Here is a 19,665-nt window from a genome sequence, read left to right as displayed (position 1 = left end):
TCAAGCTCTTGACCACCTGTCGCTTCTCCTTTAACGAGTGCCGGTCCGGCAAATGAAGCTCGATCCGACAGACTCCAATGATCATTCCCATCCGAGCGGGGCCACCCCCTCCCTTACCCTCCCCCCGTGAGGGGGAGGGATGGGTGGGGGGGTCAGAGTTTCGCCGCGATCTTCTCCATCGAGAACGCCTCGATGATGTCGCCGACCTTCAGGTCGTTGAAGTTCTCGACGCCGATGCCGCACTCATACCCGGACTGCACTTCACGCACGTCGTCTTTGAAGCGCCGGAGCGACCCCAGTTTCCCCTGGTACACCACCACGCCGTCGCGCACCACGCGGACGCCGGAACTTGCGCGGGTAATGACGCCCTGCGTCACGTACGAGCCCGCCACCGCACCGACGCGCGGGATCATGAACACCTGGCGGACCTCGGCACGCCCCAATGACTGCTCTTTGAGGGTGGGCGCAAGCAGTCCTTCCATCGCCGCGCGGACGTCGTCCACCGCCTCGTAGATGATCCGGTAGGTGCGGATGTCCACGTGCTCGCGTTCGGCCACGGCTTGCGCCTTGCTCTCGGGCCGCACGTTGAACCCGATCACCACCGCGTTGGAGGCCGCCGCAAGCAGGACATCGCTCTCGGTGATCCCCCCGATCGCGGTGTGCAGGACGCGCAGACGGACTTGATCCGTCGACAGCTTCTCCAACGAATGTTTGAGCGCTTCCAGGGAGCCCTGCACGTCGGCCTTGAGCACGATGAGCAGTTCCTTCGCTCCGTCCTCGGCGGTTTTGCCGTAGAGATCTTCGAGCGTCATCTTCCGCGGAGCCGCAGCCCCGACCTGGCCGCTCGCTCGGGCTTTCTCGACGCGGGCAGCCACGATCTCCTTGGCCGTGCGGTCGTCCTTTACCACCTGGAAGAGATCGCCCGCCAGCGGCATGCCCTCGAGCCCGATCAGCTCCACCGGCGTCGACGGGCCGGCCTTATCCGTGCGGCGGCCCATATCATCGAGCAAGGCCCGGACTTTCCCGGACTGCACGCCCGTGACGAACAGGTCGCCGATCCGCAGGGTGCCGTCCTGAACCAGAACCGTGGCGACCGGCCCGCGTCCCTTGTCCAGACGCGCTTCGATGATGGTCCCCACCGCAGGCTTGTTGGGGTTGGCTCGCAACTCCAGCACATCCGCCTGTAACAGGATCATTTCCAACAAGGCGTCCAACCCCGTTTTTTTCTTGGCCGACACCTCGACGAAAATCGTCGTGCCTCCCCACGCCTCGGGTATCAGCCCATGTTCATTCAGCTGATTCTTCACCCGATCCGGCTGGGCGTCGGGCTTGTCGATCTTGTTGACGGCCACGATGATCGGCACCTCGCCGGCTTTGGCGTGGTTGACCGCCTCCACAGTTTGGGGCATCACGCCATCGTCCGCCGCGACCACCAGCACCACCAGGTCGGTCACCTTCGCACCCCGGGCCCGTAAGCTGGTAAAGGCTTCGTGTCCCGGCGTGTCGAGGAACGTGACGGACTTGCCGTGGACCGAGACCGTATAAGCCCCGATGTGCTGCGTGATCCCGCCCGCCTCCTCCTCGGTCACTTTGGTGGACCGGATGGCGTCGAGCAACGACGTCTTGCCGTGGTCCACATGGCCCATGATCGTCACCACCGGCGGCCGGGGGACTCGCATCGCGGGCTCGTCCGGGACGGTCTCGATGAGATCCTCCTCGGTTCGCTCCGCCACGCCCTCGGCCTTCACGCCGAAGTGTTCCGCGACCAGTACCGCGGCCTCGAGATCAACGGTTTGATTGATCGTGGCGACCGTACCCATCGCCATGAGCTGACCGAGGACCTGGGCGGCTTTTACGCCCAAGAGATCGGCGAGATCTTTCACGGTAAGGCCGGCGTGCAGTTTGACCGTCTTTTTCCGGGGCTTGGTGGGCTCGAGGTTGGTGGTCCCTTGGTGCGCCCGACGCAACTGCGCGCGCAGGCGTTCATCCCGGCGGTGCAGGGGTTTGAAGTCCTGCCACACCAGCGCGTCCTGCTGGAGAGGGACCGCGGCGGTATCCTCGCCCTTGTCCCGCTTGACCCCCTTTTTGAGTTTCTTGAGTCGTTCCCGTTCCTTCTCTCGCTCTTTGACCCCCACATCGCCCGTCACGGGGCCACGAGGCGGGGAGACGGGAGCGGTCGGCGCCGCGGCCGCGGGCCTGACAGGCTCCGGCTGCGGCTGGGGAACCACCACCGGAGCGTGGGGACGGAACACCTCCGGCCCGGGGCGCACGGGCGTGGACGGTAGCGGCGCGGCCTCCTGTACCGGCGCAGCCGGCGATTCCATCGCGACTTCCGGCGCCGCGACTTCCGGCTGCGGACGCTTCTTGATCAAGACGTGCCCGCGTTTCGGCGCGGTGCTCGCCGCCTCCTTCTTGGGACCGTGTTTCTTCAGCAGGGTCTCGACCACGTCGTCGTCGATCACGCTCATGTGGTTCTTGAGCGCGACGCCTTGTTTGGCGAGGTCCGCCAAGAGTTCTTTACTGGTCTTCTCCAGTTGTTTCGCCAGTTCAAAGACTCTCATCGCCTAATCCTTCTGATCCGACTCACCACGTCTCCTGTCACGACCCAGATCCGGCATCGGGACTCTGGGCCTGCTCACCCTCGGCCGGAGTCGTTGTGGACTCGGTCTCGCCCGACGGAGAAGCCGCCGCGGCCAACCGCGCCTGCTGTTCGTCCTGCAACGCCTGCTCGTGGGCGATCGCCGCGCTGATCTCTTTGTCGCGCTCCTTGATGCGCTCCTTTTCGTATTCGCTCTGACTGATGATATCGATCTTCCAGCCGGTCAATTTCGCCGCCAGCCGGACGTTTTGCCCCTTCTTGCCGATCGCCAGCGACAACTGGTGGTCGGCGACCACGGCGATGGCGGATTTCTCGGACTCGGTGATCCCGACCTTCTCCACCACCGCGGGACTCAGCGCTTCGCCGATGAAGGTTCGCGGGTCTTCGGTCCAGGTGATGATGTCGATCTTTTCGCCGCGCAACTCGCGGACCACCGCCTGAACGCGAACGCCTTTGACGCCGACGCAGGCGCCGACCGGATCGACCGCCTTATCGCGCGACGACACGCAGATCTTGGTCCGATCGCCGGGTTCGCGCACCACCCCGCGGATCTGGACGATTCCCTCGGCCACCTCGGGCACTTCGAGCTCGAACAGTTTCTTGACGAACTCGGGACAGGCCCGCGAGAGAATCAACTGCGGGCCCCGCGAGGAGGGTTTCACCTCCAACAAATAGGCGCGCAGTCGGTCGCCCCGCCGAAAGCCCTCGCGGGGAATCTGCTCGCTGACAGGCAGCAGCGCCTCGGTCTTGCCCAGGTCCACGATATAGTTGCGTCGCTCCTGGCCCAGGATCATTCCGCTGATGATCTCGCCCTGACGCACCGAGTATTCCTTGTACACCGTCTCCAACTCGGCTTCGCGCACCCGCTGAAAGATCACCTGCTTCGCCGTCTGCGCCGCGATCCGCCCGAAATCCTCCATCGGCATGAGGTCCCCGATCTCGTCGCCCAACTCCGCTCCGGGATCGATTTCCAGCGCGTCTTCCAGCGCGATTTCGGCCTTGGGGTTGCTGACCGTCTCCACGATCTTCTTGAGCGACACGACTTCGATTTCCCCGGTCTCCGGGTCGAGCCGGACCTGGATGTTCTCTCCCGCCCCGTAGCGCTTGCGCGCGGCGGTCTGCACGGCGAGTTCCACCGCCTGGAGAATCTTCTCCCCCTTGATCCCCTTCTCCCGTTCAATCTGCCCGATGACCGACAACAATTCACGATTCATGGACTACCCCTTCCCAACCGCGCTTGCGTAGCGCAACGTAGGCGCGGTTTCCAGCGCCGAGGCTGCGAGATGCTGTTGATTCTCGGCTTCCTCCCGCCGAGCTTGCTGAACGCAGCCGTTCACCACTCGACTTCCAACCGGGCGTGGGCGATCGCTTCCCACGGTACGTTCCACTCCCGGTTTCCCTCCCCCTCTTCGAGCCTGACGCCCGCGGCGTCTTGTCCCCGCAGACGCCCGATCAGCAGTCTGGGGCCCTCCCAGGACGGCGAGGTCTTGACGCGGACCAGTCGCCCCACGGCTTGTTCAAAGTCGCGGCGATCCTCCAACGGCCGATCCAGCCCCGGCGACGACACCTCCAGAGCGTACCGATGATCGATCGGTCCCTCCACATCCAACGCGTGCCCCACCGCCCGGCTCAACCGGGTGCAGTCGTCCAGCGTGACCCCGCCCGGCTTGTCGATGGTCAACCGTAACGCGCCGTGGGTTCTGGTCCCTTGGTAGCGCACCTTGATCAGACTCAACCCCATTCCCGACGCAATCGGCTCCGCCACCCGTGCGACGCGCGCTTCAACCTCGCCCTGCACCATCGCCTTCATCCGATCCCGTCTGGTCCTGAAACAAAAAAAGTGGGCCAACCACTGCCCACTTCGCTCCGCCACGCCGTGGGCGTGGGACCCGTCGGATGCCAAAGCTGGCAGACTATACCACACTGAATTCGTGGGCTGCAAGCGAACACGCCCTCACCTCGAGCGCTTCCGTCGACGCGTCGCGGGAGGCGACACGTCGCGCGCGCCGCATTCGGCCTCCACCATGGCGGCAAACCGTCCGGCGAGGCGCCGGGTCACCGGACCGGGCTCGCCCGTCCCGATTTTCTCTCCGTTGACCGACACCACCGGGACGATCTCGATCGTGGTCCCGGTCAAAAACACTTCCTCGGCCGCGCGCAGTTCGTCCAGCGAGAACGTCCGCTCGACGAGCGGAAGCCCGTCGGCCCGCACGAGATCGAGCGTGGCCGCACGCGTGATCCCGGGCAGGATCGACGGATCGGTCGGCGAGGTGGTCACGGTCCCCCGGATCACCGCGAACACGTTACTGATGGCCCCTTCGGTCACGGAACCCTCCCGGACCAGAATCGCCTCGAACACTTTCGCCGCCCGCGCGTCTTCCCGCGCCAGGACGTTCGCCAGCAGGTTCAACGATTTGACGTCGCACCGCCCCCAGCGCAGATCCGGAACCGTGATCACACTCACGCCGTCGCGTCGCAGCGCGGGGTTCAGCGGCTCCAGTTTGCGGACCGTGATCACGGCCGTGGGCCGCACGGTCGTGGGAAAACCGTGTTCGCGCGGCGCGGGTCCGCGAGTCAGTTGCAGATACACTTTGGCGTCGGGGAAGCGGCTCATCCGGTGCGCGCGAACGATCAGGCGCCGCCACTGAGCCAGCGAGTAGCGCATCGGCAACCGAATGGCGCGCGCGCTCTGAACCAGCCGGTCGAGATGCTCGTCGAGCCGGAAGAGCGTCCCGCCATAGCTGCGCACGACTTCGTAGACCCCGTCCCCGAACTGAAACCCGCGATCCTCGACCGACACCGTAGCCCGCGAGATGGGGAGGAACCGTCCGTTCACGCACGCGATCGCGGGCATAAATTCAGGCGCTCCCCCGACCCGGCCGGCTGCCGCGTGAGGTCGCGCGCTTGCGCATCAGCACGTTATGGAACACGTACAACCCGTCCCGATCTTCGGTCAGCTCCAAGAGGTCGAACCACCGGCCGAAGATCGCCGGGAAGTCCGCCCGACGGAAAAAGCGGTCGTAGTGACCCGCGTGCACCAACCAGTCACGGGTTCGACGCTCTCCGGCGTGATGTTTGAACTTGGTGGAGAAACAGGACAGGAGGTAATACCCCCCGGGTTTGAGCAGCGGCACGACCTGATCCAGGTATCGCCGCGTGTCCGGCCGACGTATGTGGTGCAGGCAGCCGTAGTCCACCACGACGTCGAACGTACCTGCGGAAAACGGAAGCGCAAACACGTTGGCCTGAAGGAACGTCGGCCCGTCGGCCGCGCCGTTGAGGGCGGCGCGGGCCCGCGCCAAGGCCTTCGGCTCGAGATCCACCCCCACGGTGAGAAAACCCGACTGTGCGAAGGCCGCGCTGTGGCGGCCTTCGCCGCACCCGATGTCGAGCGCGCGGCCGCCGCGCCCCTTCACCGACCGCAGAAATCGCGCCACCATCGGCGAGACGCCGACGGTCGGCCATCCGTGCCGGCCGGTCTCATACGCGTGCGAGAAATACGCTCGCTGCGCGCGGTAGATGCCTGTCGATTGCCCGCTCACTGCGCGGTAGTCTACTCTCGCGTGCGACTCGAATCAAGCCGTTGACACGCGGCCTCCCCACGGACAGATCGGTGCGTTATACTCGGTCGCGGACCCTATGACACCGAGCCTCGTCATTCTCGACTGCGACGGCACGCTCGTCGACAGCGCCGCGCATATCGCGGTGGTGTTCAACGAAACCATTGCCAGCTTTGGGTACGCGCCGCTGAGCACCGACCGCGTCGCAAGGGTGATCGGGTTGTCGCTCGACGACGCGCTGGGGCGTTTGCTTCCCGACTGCCCCGAGGCGGTCAAACCCCGTATCATCCACGCGTACCGCGCTCGATACGCGGTCGAGGCAGCGGGCCGCGATCCGCTCTTCGCCGGCGTTCGGGACTTTCTCGACGCGGTGCGCCGCGAGGGCCGATGGATGGCGATGGCCACGGGCAAGAGCCGCGCCGGCGCGTTACGGGTCATCGCCGAACACCAATTGGGCGACTATTTCGCGACGATCAGAACCGGGGACGTGTGCCGTCCCAAACCTCACCCCGAGATGCTGTTGCAGATCCTGGACGAGTTGGGGCTCTCAGCCGATCGCGCCGTGATGGTGGGCGACACCACCTTCGACGTGGAAATGGCCCGCGCGGCCGGGATCCGCGCGATCGGCGTGGGTTGGGGCGCCCATGAAGCCGACGAGTTGACCGAGGCCGGCGCCGACCTCGTGGTCCCTCGCCTCCCCGACCTGGGATCGCACCTGCCCCGCCTGCTCCCGGACTGACGCAACTGGTTATACCGCAGCGTGGACGAACTTCGTCCGCACTGCGGAGGCTGTTCAGAAGCGGGCCGGATGCAAGGCGCCGCGAGCGCCCGCAGCGCAGCGTACTGGGTCGTACGTGAGCAGCGGACGCGCAGCGGCAACGCCGCAGACGGCCCCTTATGAACAGCCTCACCCGGAGAAGTCGCGGTCGTCGGCGCGCGCGCCCATCCCCTGCGAAAACTCAATGGTCGTCGTCACCGGCAGGTGATCCGATCCCAGGTTGGGTCCCACGCTTCGGCGAACCACGCGGATGCCCGCAGACACGAGCGTCTGATCGATCGGAATACCCAGCCATCTCCCGAAGGGACTGGGCCAACTCCCGCCCAGACCGAACCCCTCCTGCCCGTCCCGCACGCCCGCGATCGTGGTGAGTTGGGCGAAGAGCGGCGACCAGCGCGTGATGTTGAGATCACCCACCACGATTTTCTGGAGCGCGGGTTCGGCCGCGACGCGCTGGACCAATGCCCTGAGCTGCCGATTCCGAGCCACCGCGTCGCGCGGCGTCATCGGACTCCTCAGATGGGTGGCAATGAGCGCCAGGGGCGACGGCCCGGGCGCCTCGGGGAAATCCAACACAATGGCCGGACACCAGGCGTCGACCAACGGCTCCAACCGCAAAGAGGGTTTGGGGCCCTTCGCGAACACGGCGATACCCGACCCGTCGGGAGGCATACCGACCAACATATGGGGGTACCGCTCCCGCAACGCGGTCAACGATGCGGACCAGGCCCGGTTCACCTCGATCAGCACCGCGATGTCGGGATCCTCCGCGATGACCCACTCGACCACGCGGCGCGGATCCTGATGACGGATGTTGACGTTGAGCTGCGTGATCGTGAGCCGCTCCGGCGCGATTGCCAGCGTCGGCGGATCGGGGTGCGTCCAGAGCGGGGCCAGACGAGCCAGTTGCACCAGACAAATCGCCAGGGCCACTGCGGCCAACCACGGTCGATTCTTCAATGCCAGTCCGAGCGCGAGGATCGCCGCGGCCGCCGCGTACTGGGCCACGAAATGCGAACTGAGTTCCGCCAACCACGCCAGGCGCCCGATCAGGGGGAGACCGATCGCTGCGAGCGCCAACGCCGCCACGGCCCAACCCGCAGGCCCCATCTTGGTCGCGAGACGCGTCACGCCCCGGCTCCCTCGATACAGGTCACCCCGTCCGGGCCGACGGTCGCGCCGTGGCGCGTGCCGGCCGGAAGGATCAGGCGATCGCCGGGCGCGAGCGGCACGTTCACGTCCGAATCGGGAAGGGAAAACGTGATCGTCCCAGCGATGCAGAAGAGCGTCTTGCGATAGGGGTGGTGGTGCACCTGGTAGACGCTGCCCGGCGCGTTGGTCCACCGAGTCGCCGGCACGCCGCGCGCCTCGAAGAACGCCAGCACCTCGCGCTCCGGCAACGCGTGACGGTGGGGCCAGCGCAGGATCTGTACGCCGTCGGCCAGCGTCTCGTGCAACAGCCGTTCAGCCATTGGGTCACTCATTGGGCCCGCGACCCCGGCTGCGCGGCCGGACCTTCCACCACCTTCACCAGCGCCGCAAAATCTTCTTCCCCCAGGCCCTGGTCGAGCCCGGCCGAAAAGAGCATGTCCAGGACATCGCCGACGGCGTGCGGGGCATTCCGTTCCGTCGCTTCGGCGCGCGCCAATCGGATGTCCTTGGCCATGTGTTTGAATGAAAAGTGGGGTTCGAAATCACGGCGCCGAACCGCCTCGCCCTTGAGCGTGAGGAGCGGCGACGCCAACGCGCTGTTGGTCAGCACATCGAGCATCTTCTCGTCGGCCAACCCTGCGCGGCGCCCCAAGGTCAACGCCTCGAAGAGGGCCGCCATGGAACCGGCGATAGCCAGATTGTTCACGAGTTTCATCATCGCCCCCGAGCCCACCGGTCCCACGTGCACCACGTGCTTGGCCATCGGCGCGAAGACCGCCGCCAGCCGGGCCACGACGTCCGCGGCGCCGCCCACCATCAGGACCAATTCGCCCTTTTCCGCGGCCAGTTTGCTGCCGGTTACCGGCGCGTCCACAAACGCCACGCCGCGGGCTCGGCAGGCGCAGTCCAACCCTCTTGACGTGGCTGGATCGACCGTCGTCATGTCGATATAGATCGAGCCCGGCGCGAGCGCCTCGATCAGCCCGCCAGCGCCCAGCGCCACGTCCCGCACGGACGCGGGATCACCCAGCATGGTGATGGCGACGTCGGCGCCGGAAGCCGCCTCCGACGGAGACCGGGTCACCACCGCTCCCTTCTGCTCCAGGACCTGGACGCGGGCCGGCGTGCGGTTCCACACACGCACGCCCCAGCCGGCCGCCAACAGCCGCGCGGCCATTCGGCTCCCCATGATGCCCAGTCCCAAAAACGCGATCGTCCGCATGTCCGAAGCCTCGGTGACGTGGTTCAGCATAGCGAGGTCTTTCTCGTCCCGCAACCGTGATTTGTTATAATTTCGTTCACCGTGACCGATCCCGCCACCGACTTCACCAACGCCGTCCGCCAAATCCCGAAAACCGAGCTCCACCAGCACGTGGACGGGTCGATACCGGTCGAGCTCACCTGGGAGCTGATGACCAAGCACGGGTTGTCCCCGGTCGAGACCATCGCGGACATGGAACGGTTGCTCACCCTCCAGTCCGAGGAAGAAGGCACGTTGATTCGCTACCTGGACAAGTTCCACTACCCGGCCTGGATCACTCAGTTTTACGACAACATCACCCGCGTCGTCGAGGCCATTGTCGGCGAGGCCGCTGGCCACGGCGTGACGGCGCTGGAGTTGCGCTACTCGCCCGTGATCCACACATACGCGGGGCTGACCCTGCGCCAGGCCACCAGCGCCGTGTTATCGGGCCTCAACCACGCGGAAGACCGCTACGGCGTTCGGACCGGCCTGATCATCATCGCCATGCGCCAGCAGGGCCCCCACATCGCCAAGATCCTGGCTCGGCAGGCGATCAGCGAAGCCCAGCACTTGCATACTCGCACCGGCGTGGTGGGCTTCGACCTCGCCGGCGCGGAGCGCGGCAACCCTCCGCGGCTCTTCCGCGACGCGTACGACATCGCCCGCAAAGGCGGACTCGGGCTCACCGTGCACGCGGGGGAAGACGAAGGCCCGGAATGTATCTGGCAAGCGCTGGACGTGCTGGGCGTGACGCGGATTGGTCACGGCTGCTCGGCGGTGCAGGACCCCGCGCTGATCAAGCGCCTGGCTGCCGACCGGGTGCTGGTGGAGTGTTGCCTCACGTCCAACTACCACACCGGCGCGGTCAAGAACGGCCGGCCGCACCCGATTTATACGTTTCTCGAGGCCGGAGTGCCGGTGGCGGTCTGCACCGACAACACCACCGTGTCGCGGACCCACCAAACCGCGGAGAACGTCAGACTCGCCGAGAAGCTCTCGCTCATCGAGATCGCCGACATCCACGACCGGGCGCGCGCCCACTCGTTCTTGCGGGACGTGCGTCCCGCGTCACCCGCCGCGGTCTAGAGCCCGTCCAGGACCGGCCATCTGCGGCGTTGCCGCTGCGCATCCGGTGCTCACGTACGCACCCAGTACGCTGCGCTCCGGTGCTCGCGGCGCCTTGCATCTGGCGCGCTCCTAAACGGGCTCCGCTTTCGCGGCAAGTCCGAGGGTCATAGCTGCTCCAGAAATCCAACCATATAATGGAACAGCGTCGCCTTATGATCGGTCAGGCGATGATCGCCCCCCGCGATGGCCATGAGCTCCAGCGGCCTTGCGGACGATCGCGTGGCAAATTCCACACTGCCGGTCAGCGGCACCGTGGCATCCTCCGTGCCGTGAAGAATCAACGTGGGCGTTCGGTACGCGGCCAGCAGGCGGTCGAGCCCGTAGCCTTCGGCGTCACTGACCAGATACCGGCCTATGGGAGTGGTCACCCATTCGTTGCGCACGATGGCGTACCCCTCGGCCCGCAACCGCGCCATCCCCTCGGCTCCCAGATCGCGCACGCGGTTCTCGTAAAAGGAAAACGCGGGGGCGATCAGCAGATTGGCCGTCACCCGCTTGGGATCGCGCGCCGCGGCCCACGCCGCGAGCTGCCCGCCCAGCGACGACCCGATCACCACGAGTCGGGCGAACCGCGGCTGCGCCCACGCCAGGATCGCCTCCACGTCCGCCAGTGCGCGGGTGACGGTCAGATCGACCATCGACCCGCTGGATGCGCCGTGTCCTCGCAGGTCGAAGGCGAGGTACGCGTCCCCGCGCGCGACAAACCGCTCGCCGAAGTACAGTGCTTTCTCCCCGCGCTGGTGCGAGGCAAAACCGTGGACGTAGATGACGACCGTATCTGGATTCTCACAGGACGGGGGGCAGGCCAGCGTGTAGTCCACGTAGTCGCCGCCCGACCCCACCGTAAGCCGGGCCATGACCGCATCATACCGTGGGAGCCTGGGGCGTGCAATCAAGAGAAAAGCTTGACTCCGCGGCAGAACCGGCATATACCGGGGCCATGTCCAGCCTGGAGGCGCCATGAATATCGTCTTTGATCTCGGTCGAGTGGTGGTCCGGTGGGAACCCGATGTCATCATCGCCGGCGCGTTCGCTGACCCGGCGGTGCGGACCGCGGTGCGCACCGAAGTCATCGATCATCCCGACTGGCTCGCGCTGGACCGCGGCGTCCTGTCTCAACATGACGCAATCGTCCGCGCGGCGGAACGAACCGGACTGCCGATCCAGGACGTCGCGGGCTTCCTCACAGGCGTCCCACACGCGCTGGTGCCCATTCCCGAGACCGTGGATTTGATGTATCGGTTGAAGGCCGCCGGACACCGCTTGTATTGCCTCTCGAACATGCAGGTCGCTTCGATCGAGCACCTGGAACGGGCCTATCCCTTCTGGGACGTGTTCGACGGGGTCGTGATTTCGTGTCGCATCCACCTGATCAAACCGGAACCCGCGATCTACGCCTATTTGTTGGAGAAGCACGGACTCGACGGGGCGGACACAATCTTTGTCGACGACACGGTGGTCAATCTGGAAGCCGCAGCTCGATTCGGAATCCGCACGATTCAGTTCGAAAACACCGCGCAATGCGAACAGCGTTTGACGGCGTTGGGCTGCCTGTAACCGCTCTTTGCAGCAAGGCTCGTTCCGCGAGCGAGAAGGCCCAGCGGTTGCAACAACCTCGCGCGGCCCGATATAGTACGGCCGTGCTGCCCACGGGACTGGTCACCGACCCCGGATTTCTCGCCCACGACACCGGGCCGACGCATCCCGAATCGCCCCGGCGTCTGGAGGCGATCACGCGTCGTCTGAACGAGTCGGACCTTCAGAAACGGATCACTCGTCTACCGGCTCCGCTGGTGGATCGGAAATGGCTGGAGACCGTCCACACGGCGCGACACGTCGACCGGATCCAGTCCGACGCCCCCGATCAAGGGTATGTGTATTTGGATGCCGACACCCCCATGTCGCCGGGCTCGTACCGCGCGGCGCTGCAAGCCGTGGGCGGCACACTCGCTGCGATCGATGCCGTCATGAAGGGTCGCGTGGCCAATGCGTTCTGCGCGGTGCGGCCGCCGGGACACCACGCCGAACCCAGCCGCGCCATGGGGTTCTGTCTCTTCAACAACGTGGCGGTCGGCGCGCGGTACGCGCAGCAACGGTACGGCCTCGCGCGCGTGCTGATTTTGGACTGGGACGTGCATCACGGGAATGGAACCCAGGCGGCGTTCTACGACGATCCCAGCGTACTCTACGTCAGCCTTCATCAATATCCCTGGTATCCCGGGACGGGCGGCGCGGAAGAAGTCGGAGCCGGCCCGGGCGAGGGCTACACCCTGAATGTGCCGATGGCCGCCGGACGCGGAGACGACGAGTATCTCAGCGCGTTCGAGCTGCGAGTTCAGCCCGCGGTACGCGAATTTTCCCCGGACTTTGTGCTCATCTCGGCAGGATTTGACGCCCATCGGGACGACCCCTTGGCGATGATGAACGTCACGGAAACGGGCTACCGCGCCATGACCGAATCGGTGAAGGACTGGGCGTCGACGACCGCGCGGGGAAGGATCGTCTCCTGCCTGGAGGGAGGGTATAACCTGACGGCGTTGGCTGATTCGGTGGACGCGCACGTCCGGTGCCTCGCCGGGTTCGCCGCGTGACGACAAGAACGGATGAAACCGACACATCGGGACTTCTGAACGAATCCAGAGAGGAGATCACGTGATGTCAGACCTGCAGGAGAAGGGCTACAACAAGGAAGAAGAGTATTTCTACAAACAGAACAGAGAACTCATCGAAAAACGGCGGCGGGAACTCGACGCGAAACGCAAGGCCCAACAACAGCAGGTTCACCCGCACTGGATGAAGTGCCCCAAGTGCGGCGCGGACATGACGGAGATCGAGCGCCAGGGCATCAAGGTGGATCAATGTGGTCAGTGCGGAGGGATTTATTTTGACCGCGGGGAACTCGAACTGCTGCTCGATGCGAAGGAGCAGAGAGGGTTTCTCGGCGGGCTGAAGTCGTTGTTCAAATAACCGCGGGCGCTACGGCAGGAGCCGTTCCTTGTGGGTGACGATCTTGGCGCGCCCCTTGAGTTCTTCCACGCGTTTGTTCAATACGCTGCGCTTGATCCCGTTCAGCGATTGCGGATCCAGCGCGTCCAACGGCTCCGGGTCCTTGATTTCAGCGACCTTGATGATGTGGTAGCCGAACTCCGTCTTCACCGGGTCGCTGATTTCATCGACTTTCATGGCAAACGCCTTGTCGGCGAACGGTTTGACCATCTGATCTTTGCGAAAGAATCCCAAGTCACCGCCGTTCTCCTGTGCCGACGGATCGGTCGACACTTCCTTGGCCAGCGCGGCAAAGTCGGGGCTCCCGACCGCGCGTTTCTTCACGTCTTTGGCCTGTTGCTCGGTCTCGACCAGAATATGGCTCGCGCGAACCTGTCGAAACTCCTCCTTGTGGGAGTCGTAGTAGGCTTTGACCTTCTCGTCGGTCACGTCGGTTTCCACGATCTTTTGAAGGACGGATTGGACCAGGATCTGCCGGCGTGCGTCTTCCAGCCGGCTCTTCACCGCGGCATCTTTCTCGACCCCCACCCGGCGACCTTCCTGCATCAGCACTTCCTGGGTGACGAGGTCGTCCAGTAACGCCTCCCGCCCCTCCTGCGTGGTCATCTGACTCTGCATCTGGGGCGGAATCCCGGCCAACGCTTCCTCGAACGCGGCCTTGCTGATGGGTTGGCCGTTCACCGTCGCCACCTCGTCACCAGCCCACGCCGACGCGATCCCCACTCCAAGTACTGCGACCCCGAGAAACGCTTGTTTACGCCACATCTGATTTCCCCCCTGTATCCCAATGCGCGATCTCATCATGCCGTCTTTTTGACGATCGAAGATTGCATCAACCCATCGGCCTGCTCGGGCACAAACCCTTCGTACCCGTTGCGTTCGGCCAACTCCAACACCGTAAATGCCTGGCCGTCGCGCACCTCGGCGGCCGTGAAGATCTGGCGCAAACGCGTGCCCCGCGGCCCCACGATCGATCCGGAGAACTGGATGCCGGCTCGTTCGAGCTCCGCCTTGGCCGCCTCGATATCCGGCACTCGGATCGCGATGTGGTGGAGCACCTGGTCGCCAAAGCGGTCGACCCACGCAGGCAGCAGGCTTTTCCCGCCGCGGGCGTCGTCGTACGCCTGATCGATGAACACCGCCGGCATCCCGGCCTTCCGATACACCTTGGCCCACCACCCTTGATCGGGATACTCGATCAGTTCGTCGCGGTATTGGAAGCCCAGGCGGTGGAATTCCTGAGCCCGCTCATCGACTCGCCGGGTGCGGATAGTGATGTGATCGATCACCAACTCCCGTCCGGCTCGGTTGGCCAGATCCAGCGCCGCGCGAGCGGCCTCATTGTCCTCAAAGTATCGCTCGACCAGCCGCGCCACCGGCGCATCGTACGTTCGGACCAAATCAGCGACGGTCTGCATCAGAGGGACCCTCTCCGTGTATTCCGCAATCGGAGCCTGTTCAGGAATGCGTCAGATGCAAGGCGCCGCGAGCACCGCACCGGAGCGTACTGGGTCCGTACGTGAGGAGCGGATGCGCAGCGGCAACGCCGCAGATGACCATTCATGGACAGGCTCATAGGGCGAACTCCTGTTCGGTGTACCCGAGCAAGCATAACACGGCCGCCAGGTCTTTGACGCTGACCGTGACGGGTGCGGCTTCGCGCACCGCGGGTTTGGCGCAGAAGGCCACCCCCAGCCCCGCACGATCAAGCATCGCCAAGTCGTTCGCCCCGTCGCCGACGGCGACCACACGATCGCGGTCCGTTTGATACAGGTCGGCCAACTCGTCGATGACCAGAGCCTTACGGGACCCGTCGACGATGTCGCCCAGCAGCCGTCCCGTGAGCCGACCGTCCCGGATCTCGAGGCGGTTCGCAAAGGTGTGATCGAGAGCGAGGCGGGTTTTGAGTCGGTCGGTAAAGTAGTCGAACCCCCCGCTCACTACGGCGATGGCGCATCCGACCTTCCGGAGCGTGGCCACCAGGGTCTCGGCTCCCCACGTCAACCGCGTCCGCCCTTCGACGCGCACAAGCGCGTCAGCCGACAGCCCTCGCAGCAACCCCACACGCTCCGTGAGCGCTCCACGGAAGTCCAGTTCGCCGTTCATGGCCCGACGCGTGATCGCGGCCACCTGTTCGCCCACCCCCGCCTCCTTCGCGAGTTCGTCGATCCCTTCGCTCTGGACGAGCGTGGAGTCCATATCCATGACCAACAGTCTGGGAGCGCGGCGCGCCGGGTCCGCGGGGAGGACCGCCAGGTCCGCGCCGAAGCGGGCCTGCAGCGGCCGCAACGCTCGCGTCGCGTCGCGCCACACCAGCGGAGCTGACGCGCGTACGTCGCAGGCGACCCCCTGGAACCGACCGGCCCCGATGGATCGCCGGTCCAGCACCCGGACTCCCTGGCCGCTCAGCACGGCCGTCGCGGCGTCGATGGCGGACGAGGGATCGGACTCAGCGAGAGCGGTCAGGACGAATTGATCGCCGTGGCTCACGTGGGGGAGAGATCTCCCATCCCCATGATGTGGTAACCACAGTCCACATACAGGATTTCCCCGGTGACGCCGGCCGCCCACTCGCTGCACAGGAACAAGGCCGCGCCCCCGACGTCCTGCAAGGTCACGTTGCGGCGCAGCGGCGCACTGCTTTCAGCCCGATGTAACATCTCGCGAAAACCGGCGATACCCGCCGCGGCCAGGGTCTTGATGGGACCCGCCGAGATCGCGTTGACCCGGATGCCCTCCGGTCCGAGATCCGCGGCGAGATAACGGACCCCGGCTTCCAGCGCGGCCTTCGCCACGCCCATCACATTGTAATTGGGGATCACCTTCTCAGCCCCGTAGTACGACAGCGTCACGATGCTGGCGCGGCGGCCCTTCATCAGCGGCAACGCGGCGCGAGCAACGGCGATGAGCGAGTAGGCGCTCACGTCCAGCGCCACGCGAAACCCGTCCCGCGACGTGTCCACAAACCGCTGTTTGAGGTCCTCGCGAGTGGCGAACGCCAGCGAGTGGATCAACAGGTCGAGTCCCCCCAACTCGCCGCCGATCATGTCGAACGCTCGAGCAATCTCGTCGTCGTTGGTGACGTCGCACGGCACGACGGTCTTTGACCCCAGCGATTCCGCCAACGGCCGAACCCGCCGCTCCATCGCCTTACCCGCGTAGGTGAACGCGAGTCGAGCACCTTCTTGGTGCAACGCCTGAGCGATCCCCCAGGCAATGCTGCGTTCACTGGCCACTCCCATCACGACGCCCGTCTTGCCGTCCAACACGCCCATCGCGGTCCTCCACCCCGGTGGCCGATGATACCGGAAGCCCAGCTCGTTTTCAAACGCGCAACGCGCCAAGGGCGCGCCGAGAACCTGATGCCGCGGGCTCTCTGCGCGTAGCGCAGCAACCAGCGTGCGTCTTCGCAGACTTGGTGACGTCGACCTCGTGTTTGTGGTATGATGCGCGCAACGTAAACAAGATGGGGAAGGGGCCATTGGTTACGACGCAGCAGCACTCGGCGAAAACGCTCGACGCCACAGCAGGAGACACCTTCGAGATCACGTTATGGGAAGACCGGACCGCTGGTTACAGTTGGACTCCTCGGTACGACCCCGTTGCCTTTGATCTCATCGATGACGACTATCAGCGCACGGTAAACGTGGATACCGCCGATTACGGACGGCGAACCTTCACGTTTCTCGCCAAGACCCCCGGAGAGCACGCCCTTGACTTGGAATACCGCGTCGGTTGGAAGTTCTCTGCGGGAAATCGCCGCCAGTACCTGATCAGAATTCGCCCAGCCGCCCCATCCAGCCCCCACCCGCTCAATTGACGATCCAGCCGGCTGCGTTAATACTTAGGGCCAGGCGGTTCGGAACGGTTCGGCACGCTTGACAGCGAAGACGGGGTCCCTTATATTCGCCGGAATTTACGATGACCTTGGTCGGTAATCGTGGTCCGGGATCGCACGACTGAACGATTGGAGAACAGAGTGATGAAGGCTACGGAAGCGGTTGAGACTGCGAATACTACACCAACCGGTCGTCAGACCGTGGATTGGGTGAACACCCTGTTTCTGATCAGCACGTTCGCGGTCGCCGTGGTGGGGGTTCCCCTGCATCTCGCGACCGTCGGTTTTTCATGGCCGATCGTGGCCCTTTTTGGTTTCTATCTGGCGGCGACTGGGCTCTCGATCACGGCAGGCTACCATCGCCTCTTCTCGCATCAGGCCTACCAAACGATTGCCCCGGTGCGAGCGTTCTTCTTGGTCTTCGGAGCAGCGGCGTGCCAGAACTCCGCCCTGAAGTGGGCGTCCGACCACCGCGTCCACCATTTGTATGTCGACAAGGAGCAGGACCCCTACAACATCAAGCGGGGATTTTTCTGGGCGCACATCGGTTGGATCTTCTTCAAGAAGCCGAGTTACGACTTCAGTAACGTCCAAGACCTGCAGAAGGACCCCCTCGTCCGATGGCAGAATCGGTACTACGTTCCGATCGCGATTGGCGTGGGCGGCGTGCTGCCGCTGCTTTTCGGGTGGACCGTCGGGGACTGGTGGGGAGGATTCCTGCTGGTGGGCGTCGCACGGACCGTCATCGTGCACCATTCGACCTTTCTCATCAATTCCTTGTGCCACTTCCTGGGCAAGCAACCCTATTCGATCGAGGACTCGTCACGCGACAGCGGGCTCGTGGCCCTGCTGACCTACGGCGAGGGCTACCACAACTTTCACCATCAATTCCAATACGATTACCGAAACGGCATCAAGTGGTACCACTGGGACCCCACCAAGTGGCTGATCAACGCGCTCGCATTCATTGGTTGGGCGCAGCGGTTGCGAACCGCCAAAGCGGCGCACATTTTCCAGGCGAAACTTGAGGTTCAGCGGGTGCTCGCTCAGCGTCAACTCGCGCGGCGCTCGCACGAATTCCGCACCGCGATGGAGCACAAGCTGCACGCCGCGCACGAGGCTTTGGTGGCGGCGCGCTCGAAGTGGGAACATTTGAAAGTGGAATACGCCGCTGCGAAGCGCTCCATGGATGAACGACGCCGGCATCTCGCGGCCGCCCTGAAAGAGGAACTGGCCACCGCTCGCCGCCAGTTTCTTCACACCCACGCGTCGTGGGTCTTGCTGCTCGAAGCCGCGGCGGCCTAGGAGCCTGTCCAGAATAGTCATCTGCTGCGTTGCCACTGCGCTTGCTTCGCCAAGCAAGAGGAAGTGGCCATTGACAGCGCGATAAGTCTGCGCGAAGCGCTTTCCGGTGCTCCAACAGCCAGGGAGTGCGGAGGTCACCGACGCCGGTGGCTCGACTCCCTCCGGGTCTCGTGGCGCCTTGCAGCTGACGCATTCCTGAACAGGCTCCGATCTCGAGGCGTACTGGGCATGTACGCCCTTGTCGGCGTCTCCTGCTAGGCCGGCTCGCAATCCACTCCCACCACGGATCCAGCCGGCAAGCGCGCGATCAGGAACTCGAACGCCGCGTCTACCGTCCCGGCGTCTTTCGACTCCAGGGTGAGCTTGGTTCGGTACTGGGGTCGGGCGATCACTGGGTAGGACCCGAGCGCCACGTTCGGGAAACGGTCGGCCACGTCGTACAGCATTGCGGCGATCGGTTCTTCCCCGACCCGAAGGTAGATCGTTCGCAGATGGAACGGGGCGCTGCGAAAGCGTGACTTGATCGCGTCGAATTTTCTCCGCAAGATCTCCGGAACTCCCGGGAAGATGTAGATCTTCTCCACCGTGATCACCGGGACCCGCATCCCCGCGGCGGTCAGCAACACCGCCCCCTCCGGCACATCAGCCAGGCGATTCACGTGCGGGTTGTCCGAGACTCCGTAGACTTCGCGAACGAGGTCCGCCAACCCAGGGTGGCGCACCAGGGGACGGCCGAGGCCCTGGGCGACACCGGCCAAGGTCACGTCGTCGTGAGTGGGTCCCACGCCCCCGGTCGTGACGATCAGATCCGCCCGATCCCACGCGTTCCGAACGGCGTCTGCGATGACGTCCACCTCGTCCGGGATCACGACCACCCGCCGGACATCCACCCCGAGTTCGCGAAACTCCCGGCACAAAAACGCCGTGTGTTCGTCGGCGACTTTTCCGGAGAGAATCTCGTTGCCGATAATGAGGATTTCGGCTCGAATGATAGGAGGCACGGGGGATGAGTTGGGTGCGGACGCATCACCCACCAGACCTTTGTCGAATGGCAAC

Annotated in this window: 22 protein-coding genes; 7 read left to right on the top strand and 15 right to left on the bottom strand. The window is 64.8% G+C overall.

Annotation, left to right across the window (positions count from 1 at the left end; all coding sequences use genetic code 11):
• The 6 genes from AB1451_14100 to AB1451_14075 form a co-directional block, all read right to left on the bottom strand.
• Nucleotides 1–85: DUF503 family protein (locus AB1451_14100; protein ID MEW6684027.1), on the bottom strand; the 85-nt coding region annotated here is incomplete at its 3' end.
• Between the two features lie 67 nt (nucleotides 86–152).
• Nucleotides 153–2,561, bottom strand: a complete 2,409-nt coding sequence (gene infB / locus AB1451_14095; protein MEW6684026.1) for a translation initiation factor IF-2 — start codon at nucleotides 2,559–2,561, stop codon at nucleotides 153–155.
• Between the two features lie 37 nt (nucleotides 2,562–2,598).
• The gene (gene nusA / locus AB1451_14090) at nucleotides 2,599–3,813 is read right to left on the bottom strand and encodes a transcription termination factor NusA (GenBank protein MEW6684025.1); all 1,215 of its coding nucleotides are present in this window, start codon (nucleotides 3,811–3,813) and stop codon (nucleotides 2,599–2,601) included.
• 119 nt (nucleotides 3,814–3,932) lie between these two features.
• Nucleotides 3,933–4,409, bottom strand: a complete 477-nt coding sequence (gene rimP / locus AB1451_14085; GenBank protein MEW6684024.1) for a ribosome maturation factor RimP — start codon at nucleotides 4,407–4,409, stop codon at nucleotides 3,933–3,935.
• A 144-nt stretch (nucleotides 4,410–4,553) separates the two neighbouring features.
• A complete protein-coding gene (gene dat, locus AB1451_14080) occupies nucleotides 4,554–5,453 on the bottom strand; it encodes a D-amino-acid transaminase (protein ID MEW6684023.1) in 900 nt (299 codons plus the stop codon).
• Nucleotides 5,454–5,457: 4 nt separating this feature from the next.
• The gene (locus tag AB1451_14075) at nucleotides 5,458–6,141 is read right to left on the bottom strand and encodes a class I SAM-dependent methyltransferase (protein ID MEW6684022.1); all 684 of its coding nucleotides are present in this window, start codon (nucleotides 6,139–6,141) and stop codon (nucleotides 5,458–5,460) included.
• A 97-nt stretch (nucleotides 6,142–6,238) separates the two neighbouring features.
• Here AB1451_14075 and AB1451_14070 point away from each other — a divergent pair, with 97 nt between their 5' ends.
• Nucleotides 6,239–6,898 carry an HAD-IA family hydrolase gene (locus tag AB1451_14070; protein MEW6684021.1) on the top strand — a complete coding sequence of 220 codons (660 nt, stop codon included), beginning with the start codon at nucleotides 6,239–6,241 and terminating at the stop codon, nucleotides 6,896–6,898.
• A gap of 168 nt (nucleotides 6,899–7,066) precedes the next feature.
• On the opposite strand, the gene AB1451_14065 is transcribed toward AB1451_14070, so the two are convergent.
• Genes AB1451_14065 through AB1451_14055 form a run of 3 tightly spaced genes read right to left on the bottom strand, consistent with a single transcriptional unit; the run spans nucleotide 7,067 to nucleotide 9,341 of the window.
• Nucleotides 7,067–8,068, bottom strand: coding sequence for an endonuclease/exonuclease/phosphatase family protein (locus AB1451_14065; GenBank protein MEW6684020.1), 1,002 nt, complete (start codon nucleotides 8,066–8,068; stop codon nucleotides 7,067–7,069).
• A complete protein-coding gene (locus AB1451_14060; protein MEW6684019.1) occupies nucleotides 8,065–8,409 on the bottom strand; it encodes a cupin domain-containing protein in 345 nt (114 codons plus the stop codon). The genes AB1451_14065 and AB1451_14060 overlap by 4 nt, the downstream gene beginning before the upstream one ends.
• A gap of 8 nt (nucleotides 8,410–8,417) precedes the next feature.
• The gene (locus AB1451_14055; GenBank protein ID MEW6684018.1) at nucleotides 8,418–9,341 is read right to left on the bottom strand and encodes an NAD(P)-dependent oxidoreductase; all 924 of its coding nucleotides are present in this window, start codon (nucleotides 9,339–9,341) and stop codon (nucleotides 8,418–8,420) included.
• A 51-nt stretch (nucleotides 9,342–9,392) separates the two neighbouring features.
• On the opposite strand from AB1451_14055, the gene add reads away from it, so the two are divergent.
• The gene (gene add, locus AB1451_14050; protein MEW6684017.1) at nucleotides 9,393–10,418 is read left to right on the top strand and encodes an adenosine deaminase; all 1,026 of its coding nucleotides are present in this window, start codon (nucleotides 9,393–9,395) and stop codon (nucleotides 10,416–10,418) included.
• A gap of 146 nt (nucleotides 10,419–10,564) precedes the next feature.
• Here the strand turns inward: add and AB1451_14045 are convergent, their stop codons facing one another.
• Complete coding sequence (locus tag AB1451_14045) at nucleotides 10,565–11,476, bottom strand: alpha/beta fold hydrolase (protein ID MEW6684016.1); 912 nt, start codon at nucleotides 11,474–11,476, stop codon at nucleotides 10,565–10,567.
• On the opposite strand from AB1451_14045, the gene AB1451_14040 reads away from it, so the two are divergent.
• The 3 genes from AB1451_14040 (at nucleotide 11,421) to AB1451_14030 (ending at nucleotide 13,427) form a co-directional block, all read left to right on the top strand.
• The gene (locus AB1451_14040) at nucleotides 11,421–12,017 is read left to right on the top strand and encodes an HAD family phosphatase (protein MEW6684015.1); all 597 of its coding nucleotides are present in this window, start codon (nucleotides 11,421–11,423) and stop codon (nucleotides 12,015–12,017) included. The genes AB1451_14045 and AB1451_14040 overlap by 56 nt on opposite strands.
• 47 nt (nucleotides 12,018–12,064) lie before the next feature.
• A complete protein-coding gene (locus tag AB1451_14035) occupies nucleotides 12,065–13,051 on the top strand; it encodes a histone deacetylase (protein ID MEW6684014.1) in 987 nt (328 codons plus the stop codon).
• A gap of 64 nt (nucleotides 13,052–13,115) precedes the next feature.
• Nucleotides 13,116–13,427 (top strand): zf-TFIIB domain-containing protein, encoded by a 312-nt coding sequence (locus tag AB1451_14030; GenBank protein MEW6684013.1) that lies wholly within the window; start codon nucleotides 13,116–13,118, stop codon nucleotides 13,425–13,427.
• A 9-nt stretch (nucleotides 13,428–13,436) separates the two neighbouring features.
• On the opposite strand, the gene AB1451_14025 is transcribed toward AB1451_14030, so the two are convergent.
• The 4 genes from AB1451_14025 to AB1451_14010 form a co-directional block, all read right to left on the bottom strand.
• On the bottom strand, nucleotides 13,437–14,231 hold the full coding sequence (locus AB1451_14025) for a peptidylprolyl isomerase (GenBank protein ID MEW6684012.1): 795 nt from the start codon (nucleotides 14,229–14,231) through the stop codon (nucleotides 13,437–13,439).
• 35 nt (nucleotides 14,232–14,266) lie between these two features.
• Nucleotides 14,267–14,884 carry a VOC family protein gene (locus tag AB1451_14020; protein MEW6684011.1) on the bottom strand — a complete coding sequence of 206 codons (618 nt, stop codon included), beginning with the start codon at nucleotides 14,882–14,884 and terminating at the stop codon, nucleotides 14,267–14,269.
• A 154-nt stretch (nucleotides 14,885–15,038) separates the two neighbouring features.
• Nucleotides 15,039–15,956: a phosphoserine phosphatase SerB gene (serB, locus tag AB1451_14015; GenBank protein ID MEW6684010.1), complete on the bottom strand. Its 918-nt coding sequence runs from the start codon at nucleotides 15,954–15,956 to the stop codon at nucleotides 15,039–15,041.
• The gene (locus tag AB1451_14010; protein ID MEW6684009.1) at nucleotides 15,953–16,741 is read right to left on the bottom strand and encodes an enoyl-ACP reductase; all 789 of its coding nucleotides are present in this window, start codon (nucleotides 16,739–16,741) and stop codon (nucleotides 15,953–15,955) included. The genes serB and AB1451_14010 overlap by 4 nt, the downstream gene beginning before the upstream one ends.
• Nucleotides 16,742–16,932: 191 nt before the next feature.
• On the opposite strand from AB1451_14010, the gene AB1451_14005 reads away from it, so the two are divergent.
• Both AB1451_14005 and AB1451_14000 read left to right on the top strand, forming a co-directional pair.
• Complete coding sequence (locus tag AB1451_14005) at nucleotides 16,933–17,286, top strand: protease inhibitor I42 family protein (protein MEW6684008.1); 354 nt, start codon at nucleotides 16,933–16,935, stop codon at nucleotides 17,284–17,286.
• A 162-nt stretch (nucleotides 17,287–17,448) separates the two neighbouring features.
• A complete protein-coding gene (locus tag AB1451_14000; protein ID MEW6684007.1) occupies nucleotides 17,449–18,609 on the top strand; it encodes a fatty acid desaturase in 1,161 nt (386 codons plus the stop codon).
• 254 nt (nucleotides 18,610–18,863) lie between these two features.
• On the opposite strand, the gene AB1451_13995 is transcribed toward AB1451_14000, so the two are convergent.
• Nucleotides 18,864–19,610, bottom strand: a complete 747-nt coding sequence (locus AB1451_13995; protein ID MEW6684006.1) for a competence/damage-inducible protein A — start codon at nucleotides 19,608–19,610, stop codon at nucleotides 18,864–18,866.
• Nucleotides 19,611–19,665: the final 55 nt, after the last annotated feature.

It is taken from the genome of Nitrospirota bacterium (assembly GCA_040757335.1).
GTDB lineage: Bacteria > Nitrospirota > Nitrospiria > 2-01-FULL-66-17 > 2-01-FULL-66-17 > JBFLXB01.
The sequence above is the reverse complement of the archived record's forward strand: the minus strand, read 5'-3'. Positions and strand labels throughout refer to the sequence as shown.